The 13,717-nt window shown below is 73.2% G+C and carries 12 protein-coding genes; 1 reads left to right on the top strand and 11 read right to left on the bottom strand.

The window, feature by feature from the left end:
* Positions 1–14: 14 nt before the first annotated feature.
* The 8 genes from QE370_RS09275 to QE370_RS09240 form a co-directional block, all read right to left on the bottom strand.
* Positions 15–770, bottom strand: coding sequence for a DUF6891 domain-containing protein (locus tag QE370_RS09275; protein ID WP_309634181.1), 756 nt, complete (start codon positions 768–770; stop codon positions 15–17).
* Positions 770–2,041 carry a phosphoribosylamine--glycine ligase gene (gene purD / locus QE370_RS09270; RefSeq protein WP_253024093.1) on the bottom strand — a complete coding sequence of 424 codons (1,272 nt, stop codon included), beginning with the start codon at positions 2,039–2,041 and terminating at the stop codon, positions 770–772. The genes QE370_RS09275 and purD overlap by 1 nt, the downstream gene beginning before the upstream one ends.
* Before the next feature lie 33 nt (positions 2,042–2,074).
* Positions 2,075–2,596: a hypothetical protein gene (locus tag QE370_RS09265; protein ID WP_309634180.1), complete on the bottom strand. Its 522-nt coding sequence runs from the start codon at positions 2,594–2,596 to the stop codon at positions 2,075–2,077.
* Positions 2,597–2,762: 166 nt separating this feature from the next.
* Entirely contained in the window at positions 2,763–3,485 is a 723-nt protein-coding gene (locus QE370_RS09260) for a hypothetical protein (RefSeq protein WP_309634179.1), read from the bottom strand.
* On the bottom strand, positions 3,482–4,537 hold the full coding sequence (locus QE370_RS09255) for a hypothetical protein (protein WP_309634178.1): 1,056 nt from the start codon (positions 4,535–4,537) through the stop codon (positions 3,482–3,484). The genes QE370_RS09260 and QE370_RS09255 overlap by 4 nt, the downstream gene beginning before the upstream one ends.
* A 232-nt stretch (positions 4,538–4,769) precedes the next feature.
* Entirely contained in the window at positions 4,770–5,072 is a 303-nt protein-coding gene (locus QE370_RS09250; protein WP_309634177.1) for a hypothetical protein, read from the bottom strand.
* A 149-nt stretch (positions 5,073–5,221) separates the two neighbouring features.
* Entirely contained in the window at positions 5,222–5,734 is a 513-nt protein-coding gene (locus tag QE370_RS09245; protein WP_309634176.1) for a hypothetical protein, read from the bottom strand.
* Between the two features lie 136 nt (positions 5,735–5,870).
* Complete coding sequence (locus QE370_RS09240) at positions 5,871–7,154, bottom strand: adenylosuccinate synthase (protein ID WP_253024094.1); 1,284 nt, start codon at positions 7,152–7,154, stop codon at positions 5,871–5,873.
* A 211-nt stretch (positions 7,155–7,365) separates the two neighbouring features.
* On the opposite strand from QE370_RS09240, the gene QE370_RS09235 reads away from it, so the two are divergent.
* Positions 7,366–8,280, top strand: coding sequence for a diacylglycerol kinase family protein (locus QE370_RS09235; protein ID WP_309634175.1), 915 nt, complete (start codon positions 7,366–7,368; stop codon positions 8,278–8,280).
* 27 nt (positions 8,281–8,307) lie between these two features.
* Here QE370_RS09235 and QE370_RS09230 read toward each other — a convergent pair whose 3' ends face one another.
* The 3 genes from QE370_RS09230 to QE370_RS09220 form a co-directional block, all read right to left on the bottom strand.
* Positions 8,308–8,709 (bottom strand): DUF3151 domain-containing protein, encoded by a 402-nt coding sequence (locus tag QE370_RS09230; RefSeq protein WP_309634174.1) that lies wholly within the window; start codon positions 8,707–8,709, stop codon positions 8,308–8,310.
* Between the two features lie 842 nt (positions 8,710–9,551).
* Complete coding sequence (locus QE370_RS09225) at positions 9,552–12,410, bottom strand: FAD-linked oxidase C-terminal domain-containing protein (protein ID WP_309634173.1); 2,859 nt, start codon at positions 12,408–12,410, stop codon at positions 9,552–9,554.
* Positions 12,407–13,714, bottom strand: a complete 1,308-nt coding sequence (locus tag QE370_RS09220; RefSeq protein WP_309634172.1) for a hydroxyacid-oxoacid transhydrogenase — start codon at positions 13,712–13,714, stop codon at positions 12,407–12,409. Before QE370_RS09220 ends, QE370_RS09225 begins: the two co-directional genes overlap by 4 nt.
* Positions 13,715–13,717 lie beyond the last annotated feature (3 nt).

Raw genomic sequence — 13,717 nt, 5'->3', positions numbered from 1 at the left:
GACGGCCGTCCGGGTCAGACGGCGACGTAGTGGTCGACGTCCTCGAGGAGGATCCGCGTGCCGGTGTCGCCGTCCCACGACGCGCGGACACCGTGCCGCTCGAGCACCGGCAGCACGTCGTCGCGCACGAGCGTGGTGACGAGGTCGGCGTAGGTGGCGTCCTGCTGAGCGGAGTCGAGCGCGTCCCACGCGTCGCGCGGCAGGTGCGCGCTGAGGAAGACGCCGTAGCCGAGGTAGGTCTGCCGGGTCTCCAGCAGCGTCTCGGTGTCCTGCTGGTGGAAGTAGACGTAGCCGCGCCAGCGGCGGGAGTCGTCGCGCTCGGCGCCGATCTCGTCGGACGCGCAGGTGGCGCAGCAGGTGAAGTCGGGTCGGGCCAGCACGCCGGCGGTCTCGAGGTCGTCGAACGCGGCCCTGAGGGGGGTGCGGGTGACGTCGCCGGGCCACGCCGCCTGCTGCTCGCGCCGGGCCCGCACCAGGTGCCGGAAGGCCTCGGTGGCCTGCTCGGGGGTGACGTCGAGCTCGTCGAGCTCGTCCTCGCGCAGCTCGAGCAGGTCCTCGACCTCGGTCCGACCCAGGACCACGTCCTGCCACAGCAGATCGCGCAGCGCCTCCTCGACGTCGGCGGGCAGGCGCAGCGACGACGGCAGGACCAGGCCGGGCGGCTGGTCGTTGAGCCCTCCCGCCGGCGCCGGCGCGGTCGAGGCGGCCGGCTGCGGGCTGCGGCCACGCAGCCGCGACCAGAACCCTCGACGCTGCCCCGACCCCGACATCAGACCTCGATCTCCCCTCGCTGCGCCGCCAGCGCGATGTCGCCGCGGAACTGGGCCCCGTCGAAGGAGATCGCGTCGACCCCGGCGTAGGCCCGGTCGCGGGCGTGCTCGAGGTCCTCGCCGACGGCGGTGACCGCCAGCACGCGTCCGCCGTTCGTCACGAGCCGGCCCCCACCCTCGACGCCGTCGTCGACGGCGGTGCCGGAGTGGATGACGTCGACGCCCTCGATCGCGTTCGCGGCGCCGACGCCGAGGATCACGTCGCCCGACCGCGACGACGCCGGGTAGCCGGCTGAGGACATGACCACCGTCACGGCGGTGCCGTCGTGCCATGCGGGCAGCCCGACGGCGTCGAGCGTGCCGGTCGCGGCCCCGTGCAGCAGCGACGCGAGCGGCGTGCGCAGGAGGGCCAGGATCGCCTGCGTCTCGGGGTCTCCGAAGCGGGCGTTGAACTCGACGACGCGCACCCCTCGCGACGTGAGGGCGAGACCTGCGTAGAGCAGGCCCTGGAACGGCGTGCCGCGGCGCGCCATCTCCTGCACCGTCGGCACGAGCACGCGGCGGGTCACGTCGGCGACCAGGTCGTCGGGCGCCCAGGTGAGGGGCGTGTAGGCGCCCATGCCGCCGGTGTTGGGTCCGGCGTCGCCGTCGAGGGCGCGCTTGAAGTCCTGCGCGGGCTGCAGCGGCAGGACGGTCTCGCCGTCGGTGATGGCGAACAGCGACACCTCCGGGCCGTCGAGGAACTCCTCGATGACCACCCGGTCGCAGCCGGCCGCGTGGTCGACGGCCTCCTGACGGTCCTCGGTGACGACGACGCCCTTGCCCGCGGCGAGCGCGTCGTCCTTGACGACGTAGGGCGGACCGAAGGCGTCGAGCGCCGCGGCCACCTCCTCGGCGGTCTCGCACACGTGCGCCATGGCGGTGGGCACCTCGGCGGCGGCCATCACCTGCTTCGCGAAGGCCTTCGAGCCCTCGAGCTGCGCGGCGGCGCGGCTCGGCCCGAAGCAGGCGATCCCGGCGTCGCGCACGGCGTCGGCGACCCCGGCGACGAGCGGAGCCTCCGGGCCGATGACCACGAGGTCGGCTCCGATGGACGTGGCCAGCGCGGCGACGGCGTCACCGTCGAGCGGGTCGACGTCGTGCAGCGTCGCGACGTCGGCGATGCCCGGGTTGCCGGGCGCCGCGTGCACCTCGGTGACCTGCGGGTCGCGGGACAGGGCCAGGGCCAGGGCGTGCTCGCGGCCGCCGGTACCGATCACCAGAGTCTTCACGCTGCCCGACCCTATCGCCCGGCGTGGCCGAGATCAGAGGTGCACGGCTGCGATCAGGTGCCACTCGGCCGCGCCCCAGAGCGCGAGGAGTTCGGGCGACACCGCGGGGTCCACCGCCGGCACGGCGAGGCTCGCGCCCCAGAGGAACGGCGCATTGAGCAGGTCCGGGCGAGGGCGTACCAGGCGCTGCGCCTGCTCGGCACCGATCGAGGGGTCGGTCTCGAGTCCCATCGATCCCCACCAGCGGGCACGCAGGAAGAGACCGGGGGCGACGAGTTTCGGGTCGCCCTCGACCAAGATCCGACGACACGAGCGCCTGCGGGCCGAGCGCTCAGGCTGACGGAGAGTGATGCGCTCGTCCCCACCGACCAGCACCGGCAGCCCCTCACGCAGCTGGTCCAGAGTCTCCTTCCGCGCCGTCCCGTGCGCCGTGGGCACATCGATGACCACGTCGGCGGATCCCGGCACGCGCGCCACCGTGCGCTCGTCGGAGACGTGAAGCTCGAGCGGCCCCCAGTCGGCGCGACGGTAGAGACGGAGGACGCGTGGCTTCATCGGCAGGAGCCTTCCAGTCGGCGTGGAGCCAGCGTAGGTGAGCAGGGGCGTTGAACCGGGCGTTCGAGCGCGACCACGGACCGACATTCCAAGCGATGACGGCCCCTCGGCGGGGTGGGGGTACCGTCACGGGCCCCTATGTGCGTGCAGCAGGAGGCGGTCGGAGTCATCGACTACTCCCTCCACGTGGCGGGCTGCGACGGCCGGTCACCACATCTCCGAGCCCGGCCAGCACGACGGCGACCGTGACCGGGACGAGAGCCACGTCGACCTCCTCGACGTCGCGCCGTCCGCCGTGGACCACACGCCACAGCCCCCGGTCGCCGGCGTCGACGACCGTGAGGCCGACGTCGGCTTCGGCGTCGCCCCAGTTACCGGTGGCCCGCCAGCCGGAGCGCCAGGCGGCGACGAGGCCCTCGAGCCCCTCGGCCTTGCCCTCCGCGACCTCACCACCGGACACGAGGGCATCCACCAAGGACGTCGTGGTCTGCATGGGGATGCGTCCCTCGACGTCGACGGCGGTGTCGAGGCCGGTCCACCGGGCGAGGAGGTCAGGCACGTCGCGCAGCCGGGTGCCGGTGACGGCCACACGACCCTCGGCGTCTGGACCGGCCACGAAGGCGTCGCCGTCAGGGACCCAACCGACGAACAGCGGCCGCAACGCGGCGCCGTCGAACCGCTCCACCACGCTGGCACGTAGCGGGCCGACGGCCACAGCAGCAAGAGTCCCGGCGAGCTCGTCCACACCGTCCGGCCCGACCAGCCCGGCCTCGACCAGTGCCGACGATGCACCCTCGAGGGGGTCGAGGCCGCGGTGGAGACGGGCCAGCTCGACGAGATGGGCGTGGTCGACGGTGAGGGTGAGCGTCTCCGGCTCCCACCGCGTCATCGGAGCAGCCCGCCGAGCGAGGTGATCGAGTCCTTGACGTCCCCGGCGGTGTTCTTCAGGTCGTCCACGCGATCCGCGACGAAGTCGGCCGCACCGTCGGTGAGGTCGTCGACGGTGTCGGTCGCCGCGTCCCACGTGTCGGACGACCATGCGGTGATGTCGTCCCAGTGGTCCACCACCTCCGCGCCGGCCCACACCACGCCCGTCCCGACAGCGAGGGCACCGGTGACCGGGTTGGGAGCCACCAGGAAGGCGGTCGTGGAGGCCGAGAAGGCGGTGGAGGCGACGTCGGCGACGTATCCGGCGCCCTCGCGCTCGAAGGCGTCGACCGGGTTGCCCTGCTGGTACAGGTCGTAAGCCCCTATGACAGTGCCCAGCCCACCGCCGGCGATCCCCACGCGGCGAGTGAGCAGCTCGCCCGCCGGGCTCTTCAACCATGCGGCAGCCGCGCCCACCCTCCCCGGCTTGGTCTCGAGATTCTTCAACAGCGTTCTGCCAACAAGACCAGTCTGAAAGATGGGTAGCACGGTACGGCCGTAACGACCGGGGAGGAGTATCCGCCCCATTCTGAGCATCTTCCCTGCCGCCACGCCCAACGGGATGATCGGGAAGCCGTCGTTGAGGCCGAAGATGTTGAGGAACTGGCTGCTGAGGAGCTGCTGCACCGCCTGGCCGAACGCACTCGTCTCGCCCTGGCCGGCACCACCGGCGAACAGGACGGCGAACGGGGCCTCCAGCTGCCCGGCCGCCTGCTGCCAGGCACCCCCCAGCTGCTCGACCGCCGCCTGCCACTGACGGTCAGCGTCATCGGCGATGCCGACCGCCTCGTTCCACGCCGCCACCGTCGCGTCGTAGGCGTCGATCGCGGCGATGCCGTCGGCGTGAGCCGCCCGCTGGTCTGGAGTGGCATCACCCGGCAGCGCCGGGACGTCGGGTGGGGGTGGCCCGGGGTCGTGGATCACCGTGCCGCTCACCACGAGCCCGCCGGCCGTTGCAGTCGCGCGGGCGCGCGCCATCTCCTCGCGCGAGCTCTCGAGCGCCGTGGCGAGCACGTCCAGCTCGCCAGCGCACGTCAGCGCCGTCCGCGACACCTGGTCGGCCGCGTCGCCGACGCGTCCGACCTCGCGGGCGAAGACGTCACCCGCCCCCGACCACCACGCCGAGGCCGTGCGCGACCGCTGTGCGTAGACGGCGTCGGCGAAGGTGGACGCCTCCGTGGCCATCGAGGTGCGCAGCCAGGTGGCTGCGGCCCGGACCTGACCCGGCTCTCCGTCGATCCTCGTCTCACGGGGCATCCGGGTGCCCTCCTGTCACGAGGAAGCGCTCCGCCGCCGCCACGTCGGCGCCGGTGTACGTGGCGATGCACTGCTCACCGGTGAGCACCAAGGACGCGTTCGCACCGACGAGCCGCGCGCCGCACCCGCCGAGCGTGGCCAGCATGCTCGCCACCACCTCGGTCGCGAGCCCCGCGTCCACGACGGCTGGCAGGGTCCGGCCGATCTGGTCGAAGCTCCCGCCCGCATCCGTCAAAGCGCCCGTGACGGCGCTGACCGCCCCCCGGTCGATGCCGATGTCCTCGCTGCCCATCGATGCCCCCGTTCACGGTCGACGCTCCTCGTCCATCACTCAAGGCATCGCGCGGCCCGTTGGCAAGAGCGACGCGGCAGATCGGGACCGGACCCGGTCGTCCGTCCACCTGGACCCTGTCCGCAGGACCGCTGCGGGACGTCACGAGGTCAGAGGATGTGCATGGCCTCGATGAGACGGTTGGCGGCGACACTCCAGACCGCGATCAGCACCGGGTCGAGGGACCTGTCGACCCGGTTCGGGTACCACGGAAACCCGATCCCGAGGTCGACCGGCGGCCTGATCATCCGGCTGTCTCGCGCTGCGCCTAGCTGGGTGCTGGTCTCAAGTCCCACCCCCTGTTGCCACCGTGCCCTCAGGAACACCCCTGGAGGAACCAGGTCGGGGTCACCCTCGAGGATGATCTTGCGGTCCCGCCGGCGCCACACCTTCCGCTCCGGCTGACGCAGGACGACCCGCGGCTCGCCGTCCACCAGCACCGGCAGCCCCTTCTTCAGCGACGCGACCACCTCGTGCAACCGGCCGCCCTCCTGCCACAAGGGACACCACAGCTCCACCTGCACCCCGTCGGGCAGAAGAGCCATGGTCCGCTCGGTCGAGACCTCGAACTCCACCGGCCCCCACCACCGCCGCTTGTCGATCGTGCGCGTGATGGTCTTCACGACGACGTCCTCCCCCGGGGCCTGACACGGCTGAGCTGGTCGCCCACCCTATCCACAGGACGGCGCCGGGACGACGTGCCGAGCCGCCGGTGGGGCGGACGACCGACGCCCGGCCACCGCCGAGGCGGGCCCCGGGTCAGAGCAGGTCGTGCAGGACCACGGTCTCCTCGCGGTCAGGGCCGACGCCCACCGCGGAGATGCGGGCGCCGGACATCTTCTCGATGGCCCTGACGTACGCCTGGGCCGCGGCCGGAAGGTCGTCCATGGTGCGGGCGCCGGAGATGTCCTCGCTCCAGCCCTCGAAGAACTCGTAGATCGGCTTCGCGTGGTGGAAGCCGGTCTGCGTGGTGGGCATCTCGTCGACCCGCTCGCCGTCGACGTCGTACGCCACGCAGACCGGGATGCGGTCCCAGCCGGTGAGCACGTCGAGCTTGGTGAGCACGAAGTCGGTGACGCCGTTGATGCGGGCCGCGTAGCGCGCGACGGGGGCGTCGTACCAGCCGCAGCGGCGCGGGCGACCGGTCGTGGTGCCGAACTCGCCGCCGTTGGTGCGCAGGCGCTCGCCGTGCTCGTCGAAGAGCTCGGTCGGGAACGGACCCTCACCCACCCGCGTGGCGTAGGCCTTGACGATGCCGATGACGCGGGTGATGCGCGTCGGCGGGATGCCCGAGCCGGTGCACGCGCCACCGGTCGTGGCCGACGACGACGTCACGAACGGGTAGGTGCCGTGGTCGACGTCGAGCAGCGTGGCCTGGCCGGCCTCCAGCAGCACCGTCTCGTCGCGGTCGAGCGCCTCGTGCAGCACGAGGGCGGTGTCGGCGACCATGGGGCGCAGCCGCTCGGCGTGCACGAGCAGCTGGTCGACGATCTCGTCGACGCTGACCGCACGACGGTTGTAGACCTTGGTCAGCATCTGGTTCTTCAGCTCGAGCGCGCCCTCGACCTTGGCCCGCAGGATCTTCTCGTCGAAGAGGTCCTGCACGCGCACGCCGAGCCGGTTCATCTTGTCGGCGTAGGTCGGTCCGATGCCTCGGCCGGTGGTGCCGATCTTGCGGCTGCCGAGGAACCGCTCGGTCACCTTGTCGAGGGTGCGGTTGTAGTCGGCGATGAGGTGCGCGTTGGCGCTCACGCGCAGCTTGCTCGTGTCGATGCCGCGCGCCTCGAGCGCGTCGATCTCCTCGAACAGGACGTCCAGGTCGATGACGACCCCGTTGCCGATGATCGGCGTGCAGCCGGGGCTGAGGATGCCGCTCGGCAGCAGGTGCAGGGCGTACTTCTCGTCGCCGATGACGACGGTGTGACCGGCGTTGTTGCCGCCGTTGAACTTGACGACGTAGTCGACGCGGCTGCCGAGCAGGTCGGTGGCCTTGCCCTTGCCCTCGTCTCCCCACTGGGCTCCGACGATGACGACTGCGGGCATGCGATGCACCCCTCGAGGTTGGTTCGTGCTGTGCGGTGAACAGGCGACAAGCCCCGGGCGTCCGGGGCCTGACAGCCGCATCGTATCGGGCCGGACGCCCCTCGGGCCAATGCACGACGGCCACGACGGTGCGTCCGGAGCGTCCGGGCCCTAGGCTCGCAGTGGCACCGTCGTCGGCGGTGGACTCGGGGCCGCACGCAGAGGGAGCGCCATGAGCGACAGCAGGCCGTGGGTGGCGGTGGTGAACGCCCAGGCGGGCAGCAGCGACGACCCGCGCCTCGAGGAGGCACTCGACGTGCTGCGCGCGCACGCCCCGCTGGAGGTGCGCCGCACCGAGGACCGCGACGACTTGCAGGACGCGGTGTCCGCGGCACGCGGCGGCGTCGTGGTCGCGGTCGGTGGCGACGGCAGCATCCACGCCGTCGTCACGGCGGTCGACGACCTCGACCTCTTCGACGACGTCGAGGTGGCGATCGTCCCGCTCGGCACCGGCAACGACTTCGTGCGCACCCTCGGCCTGAGCGACGACCCGGTCGAGGCGGCACGTCAGGCCGTCGACTGCGTGGCCCGGTCTGCGGACGTGATCCGCGACGGTCAGGACCGGCTGGTGGTCAACGCCGCGCACGTGGGTCTGGGCGCCGAGGCCAACGTGAAGGCGACGCCGTGGAAGAAGGCGTTCGGCCCCGTCGGATACGCCATCGGCGCGGCGATCACGGGCGTGGTCGGCAAGGGCTTCCACGCCACCGTGCACGTCGACGGGCAGCGCATCGACTCTCCCCGCCGGCTCATCCAGGTGGCCGTCGGCAACGGACGCTACGTCGGGGGCGGCGCACCGCTGCTCCCTGCAGCGGACCCGTTCGACGGGAGCCTCGACGTCGCGGTCGTGTGGGCGCACGCCCGGTGGAAGCGTCTCGGGTACGCGTACCGCCTGCGTCGCGGCCGCCACCCGATGCGCGACGACGTCGTCTACCTCAAGGGTCGGGAGGTCGTGGTGCAGGGCGAGGCGCTGCAGGCCAACCTCGACGGCGAGATCTGCGACGCGAGCCCCCGGCACCACTGGGTGGTCGAGCCGGGTCGGCTGAGGCTGCGCGCCCCCGCCGACGCGCCCCCGCCGCTGGAGGACTGACCGCGCCGGTGGTCTGACCCGAGCAGCTCAGACGAGCTGCGCGTACGCCTCGGGGCTCGACTCGTGCAGGAACTCGCGGCAGCGGTGCGCCTCGGCATCGTCGCCGAGCCGCTCGGAGCCGGTCGCGAGCGCCGCGAGGGAGCGCAGGAACCCCTGGTTCGGCGCGTGCGACCACGGCACGGGCCCGAAGCCCTTCCAGCCGTTGCGGCGCAGCGCGTCGAGCGAGCGGTGGTAGGCCGTGCGCGCGAACGCGTAGCCCTCCAGGTCGTCGCCCCCGTCGAGGGCCTCCTGCGCCAGCAGCGCCCACGCCAGCACCGAGTCGGGGTGCTCCGAGGCCACGGTCCGCGCCGACGTGCCCGACGCCAGCTCCTGCGCGCCCGGGTCCTCGGGAAGGAACGTCTCCGGCGGCTCACCCAGCAAGTTCGTCATGCCGTGAACCCTACGCACCGTGCCGGGGAGTGCGTCGACGCGGCTTCTGTCTCGACCTGCGGCTGCGTCGGTGCTTCGACTCGAGGTGGGGCTGCGTCGACGCGGCTTCTCGTCGACCTGCGGCTGCGCTGGCGCGGCTTCTCGTCGACCTGCGGCTGCGTCGGTGCGGGTGGGAGTCGACGTGGGGCTGCGTCTGTGCGGCTTCGACTCGAGGTGGGGCTGCGTCGGCGCGGCTTCGAGTCGTCCTGCGCTCCGCAAGGGCCTCGACCGGGCGGCTGGCAGGCGCGCTGGTCCGGGGTCTCAGGCTGCGGGTCGCGCCCGGAGTGGACGCACGACTCTGCGTTCTCGCCCCCTGAGCGGTAGTTCTGCCACCGAATCGCCGTTGGCGGTGGATCTGCCACCCTTCCCGGGGCTCGAAGGGTGGTGGATCAACCGCTGGGCGGGGCAGGGGTGGCAGTGCTTCTCCCTTCTCGTGGCACGGTCCACGAGAAGGGAGAAGCGCTGCCCACCCCACCCCAAGGTCACCCACGATTCTTCCTTCGTGCGTTCGAGGTCGAACGCTCCTGCGTTCACGCCGCGATCCCGGAGCAAACGCAGCATCCTCGGCGCTCCGACCACGAACGCAGATCTCTGCGTCCTACGCGGGCCACAGCCCGAGAACCCCACCCAGCGCGGCCGCCAGCCGCCCGGTCGAGGCCCTTGCGGAGACCACCCCCGACGAAAGCCGAGGCAGCGCAGCGGCAAGCCCAGACCCCCTAAGCCAGCGCACCAGCACGACGAGACCCCCTGCGGCAGCGCGCAGCAGCGAGATCCCGACGGCAGCCGCAGGACGAGCGGACCCCCTACTCCCCCGGCGCGAGGAGCTCCGCGAGGTGGAGGGCCGGGACGTCGGCGAGGTCGTCGAGCTGGGTGCGGCACGAGAAGCCGTCGGCGAGGACGACGGCGCCCTCGCCCATGGCGCGGACCGCCGGCATGAGCTGCTGCTCGGCGACCGCGACGGACACCTCGTAGTGGCCGCGCTCGACGCCGAAGTTGCCGGCGAGCCCACAGCAGCCGGAGAGCCGGGTGACGGTCGCGCCGGTACGGCCGAGGACGTCGAGGTCGGCCGCGAAGCCGAGCACCGACGACTGGTGGCAGTGCGGCTGCACGACCACCTCCGTGCCGCTGAGGTCGGGGGCCTGCCAGCCCTCGGTCCGCGCGAGCAGCTCCGCGAGCGTGAAGACCCCCTGCGCGACCTCGGCCGCGCGCGGGTCGTCGGTGAGCTCCACGGCGTCGGAGCGCAGCACCGCGAGGCACGACGGCTCGAGGCCGACGACCGGCACCCCGTCGGCGACGTACTCGTGCAGCACCCCGACGGTGCGCTCGACGAGCGAGCGGGCGGTGTCGAGCTGTCCCGTCGTGATCCACGTGAGTCCGCAGCACGCCTGCTTCTGGACGACCTCGACCCGGTACCCGGCCGACTCGAGCAACCGCACCGCGGCGTGGCCGCCCGACGTCGAGAAGTACTCCGTGAACGAGTCCGCCCAGATCGCGACCCGGGGCCGGTCCGTGCGCGCCGCGGACGCCTCGAGGGCCGGCCGGGCGGCCCGGCTGAACCGACGCGTCGCGAACGACGGCAGGCTGCGACGCTGGTCGACGCCCGCCACCCAGCGCGCGACGTGGGCGAGCCCCGGCACGCGCAGCGCCAGGTTCGCGAGCGCCGCGACGGGCGACGTCAGCCGCGCCCAGAACGGCAGCTTCCCGAGGACGTAGTGGCTGCGCGGCCGCACGCGACCTCGGTAGGTCTGGTGCAGCACCTCGGACTTGTAGGTCGCCATGTCGATGCCCGTCGGGCAGTCGTTGAGGCAGCCCTTGCAGGACAGGCAGAGGTCGAGCGCCTCGTGCACCTCCGGCGCGCGGTAGCCGCCGGTCACCAGCCGCCCGTCGACCATCTCCTGGAGCACCCGCGCGCGCCCGCGCGTGGAGTCCTTCTCGTCCCGCGTAGCCTGGAACGAGGGACACATGACGCCGTGCGACGCCTTGTTGTCGGCGAGGCACTTGCCGACGCCCGTGCACCGGTGCACGGCCGCGCCGAGGTCGCCGTCGTCGTGCAGCAGCCGCAGGCCGCGGCGCGACCCCTGCAGGCCGGGCGCCCAGCCGCGACCCTGGGTGCGCAGCGACCCGTCGATGGGATCGGGGTCGACGAGCACGCCGGGGTTGAGCAGGTTGTCGGGGTCGAGGACGTGCTTGACGCCCCGGAAGAGCGCGACGGCCTGCTCGGAGTACATCAGCGGCAGCAGCTCCGACCGGGCGCGACCGTCGCCGTGCTCGCCGGAGAACGAGCCGCCGTGCGAGGCGGCGAGGCGGGCGGCGTCCTCGATGAAGGCGCGGTACCCGGCCTTCCCACCGGGCTCCGACAGCGGGAAGTCGATCCGCACGTGCACGCAGCCGTCGCCGAGGTGGCCGTACGGCTCACCGTTCAGGCCGTGCTGCTGGAGCAGGGCGTCGAAGTCGCGCAGGTACTGCCCGACCCGCTCGGGCGGCACGGCCGCGTCCTCCCAGCCGGAGAGGGCCGGTCGGTCCCAGATGCGCGACGCCAGGCCGGCGCCCTCCTCGCGGATCCGCCAGAACGCGGCCTGCTCGGCCACCGACGTCACGTGCCGGTGCGACAGCGACGCGGAGTCCGCGACGACGCGCTCGGCCTGGGCCGCCAGCTCGGCGGGGTCGTCGCCCGCGAGCTCGACGTAGAGGAAGCCGCCGCCGCGTGGGTACTCGGGCACGCCGGCAGCACCCTTGGCGGCGCGGTACACCTCGACGATCCGCGCGCCGAGGCCCTCGCACGCGATCGGGCCGTGCGGGAGCATCGTGGGCACGTCGTCGCCGGCCTCGGCCATCGAGCCGTAGCCGAGCACCACGAGGTGCACGTGCCGCGGGGTCTGCACGAGGTCGACGGTGGCGCCGAGGAGGACGCCCAGCGTGCCCTCGGTGCCGGCCATGAACGAGGCGACGTCGAAGCCGCGCTCGGGGAGCAGGTGCTCGAGGCTGTAGCCCGACACCTGGCGGCCGAAGCGGCCGAGCTCGGTGCGGACGGTCGCCAGGTCGCCGGCGACGACGTCGCGCAGCCGGTCGAGCGTCGGCGACGTCGTGGCGAGGTCGCGTCCGATCGTCAGCCGCTCCCCCGTGCCGGTGACGACGTCGAGCGCCGCGACGTTGTCGGAGCTGCGGCCGTACCCCAGGGCGCGGTTGCCGCAGGCGTTGTTGCCGATCATGCCGCCGACCGTGCAGCGGGTGTGCGTCGACGGGTCGGGGCCGAAGCGCAGCCCCTGCGGCGCGGCGACCTTCTGCAGCGCGGCGTGCACGATGCCGGGGTCGACCCGCGCGACGCGCCGCTCGACGTCGACCTCGTGCACGCGGTTCAGGTGCTTGGCGAAGTCGACGACGATGCCCGTACCGACCGCGTTGCCGGCGATGGAGGTGCCGGCGCCGCGTGAGGTGACGGGCACCCCGGTGGCGCGCGACGCGTCGAGGACGGCGAGCACCTCCTCGACCGACCGTGGCCGGACCACGACCTGCGGCACGACGCGGTAGAGCGACGCGTCGGTGCTGTAGAGCGCGCGGGTGGTGCTGGAGTCGTCGACGTCGACGACCTCGCGGCGGCGGAGCTCGGCGACGACGTCGGCCGGGGATGCGGCGACGTCGGGGCCGACCGTGTCGACGCTCACCACAGCTCGAGCGAGGCGTCGAGGATGCCGGCGACGTCGTCCTCGGTGACGTCGCGGGGCGCGGTGGCGAGGAGCCGCTGCTGCTTCATGGCGCCGTCGACGAGCGGGTCGAGGTCGTTGCTGCCGAAGCCGACGGCGGAGAGGCCGGCGGGGATGCCGACGTCGCGCATGATCGCGGTGAGCACCTGCGGGAGCAGGTCGGCGGGGTCCGCGGGCATGCTCGCGTCGGGGTCGAGCAGGCGCGCGGCGCGCACGTGGCGCTCGGGTGCGGCCTCGAAGGTGAACCGGAAGGCGGCGGGCGCGGTGAGCGAGACGGCCATGCCGTGCGGCACGAGCCCCGCGTGCCCGGAGGCGCCGTCGTCGCCCGGGTAGCCCTCGGGCCGGAACTCCCGCACCTGGCCGGCGATCGGGTAGGCGTTGGCGTGCGGGATGTGCACGCCCGCGTTGCCGAAGCCCAGGCCGGCGAACGTGGCGGCCGTGGCCACCTCGGTGCGCGCGTCGAGGTCGTCACCGTGGCTGACCGCGCGACGGAACGAGCCGGCCATGAGCGCGAGCGCGCGCTCGGACCAGACGTCGGAGATCGGGTTCGAGCCGCAGTAGGGCACCCGCTCGCCGGCCTGCTTGGCCTCGTACGACGTGTAGGGGCGCGCGGTGTAGCTCTCGAGCGCGTGGCACAGGATGTCCAGGCCCGAGGCGGCCGTCACCGACGCGGGCTGGGTGAGCGTCAGCTCGGGGTCGACGACGGCCAGCACCGGGCGCAGCCGCGGGTGCGAGATGCCGGTCTTCACGTGCTGGTCGACGACGTCGAGCACGCAGATGGTCGTGCTCTCGCTGCCGGTCCCCGTGGTGGTGGGCACGGCGACGAGCGGCAGGAGCGGCCGGCTCGGGGCACGCCCCTTCCCGACCGGCGCGTTGACGTAGTCCATCAGGTCGCCGTCGTTGGTGAGCAGGAGCGCGACGGCCTTGGCGGTGTCGATGCTGCTGCCGCCGCCGACGGCCAGGACGGCGTCGACGGGGCCGGCGTCGCGGGCGAAGGCGACCGCGTCCTCGAGGCTGCCGTCGGTGGGCTCGACCCGGGCACCGTCGAAGACGACGACGTCGAGGCCGTCGGCGGCCAGACGCTCGGCGATCTCCGCCGGTCGGCCGGTCGCGGCGACGCCGGCGTCGGTGACGAGCAGGACGCGGCGGGCGCCGAGCTCGGCGAGGTCGTGCCCGAGCTCGTGCCGGGCGCCGACACCGAGCTTCAGGCGCGGGGCGCCGTAGGTGAAGACGGTCTCGGGGTGGTGGGGGGCGAAGCCGGACATGCC

It is taken from the genome of Aeromicrobium sp. SORGH_AS_0981 (genome assembly GCF_031453195.1).
In the GTDB taxonomy this organism is placed as follows: Bacteria; Actinomycetota; Actinomycetes; order Propionibacteriales; family Nocardioidaceae; genus Aeromicrobium.
Note: the sequence above shows the minus strand (reverse complement) of the source record. Positions and strands in the feature narration are given on the sequence as shown.

What these genes read in the sequence shown, in the direction of transcription:
- QE370_RS09250 (WP_309634177.1), bottom strand. Translation starts at nt 5,072, where the DNA reads ATGGGCAGCGAGGACATCGGCATCGACCGGGGGGCGGTCAGCGCCGTC.
- QE370_RS09275 (WP_309634181.1), bottom strand. Translation starts at nt 770, where the DNA reads ATGTCGGGGTCGGGGCAGCGTCGAGGGTTCTGGTCGCGGCTGCGTGGC.
- QE370_RS09220 (WP_309634172.1), bottom strand. Translation starts at nt 13,714, where the DNA reads ATGTCCGGCTTCGCCCCCCACCACCCCGAGACCGTCTTCACCTACGGC.
- QE370_RS09260 (WP_309634179.1), bottom strand. Translation starts at nt 3,485, where the DNA reads ATGACGCGGTGGGAGCCGGAGACGCTCACCCTCACCGTCGACCACGCC.
- QE370_RS09230 (WP_309634174.1), bottom strand. Translation starts at nt 8,709, where the DNA reads ATGACGAACTTGCTGGGTGAGCCGCCGGAGACGTTCCTTCCCGAGGAC.
- QE370_RS09240 (WP_253024094.1), bottom strand. Translation starts at nt 7,154, where the DNA reads ATGCCCGCAGTCGTCATCGTCGGAGCCCAGTGGGGAGACGAGGGCAAG.
- QE370_RS09265 (WP_309634180.1), bottom strand. Translation starts at nt 2,596, where the DNA reads ATGAAGCCACGCGTCCTCCGTCTCTACCGTCGCGCCGACTGGGGGCCG.
- QE370_RS09235 (WP_309634175.1), top strand. Translation starts at nt 7,366, where the DNA reads ATGAGCGACAGCAGGCCGTGGGTGGCGGTGGTGAACGCCCAGGCGGGC.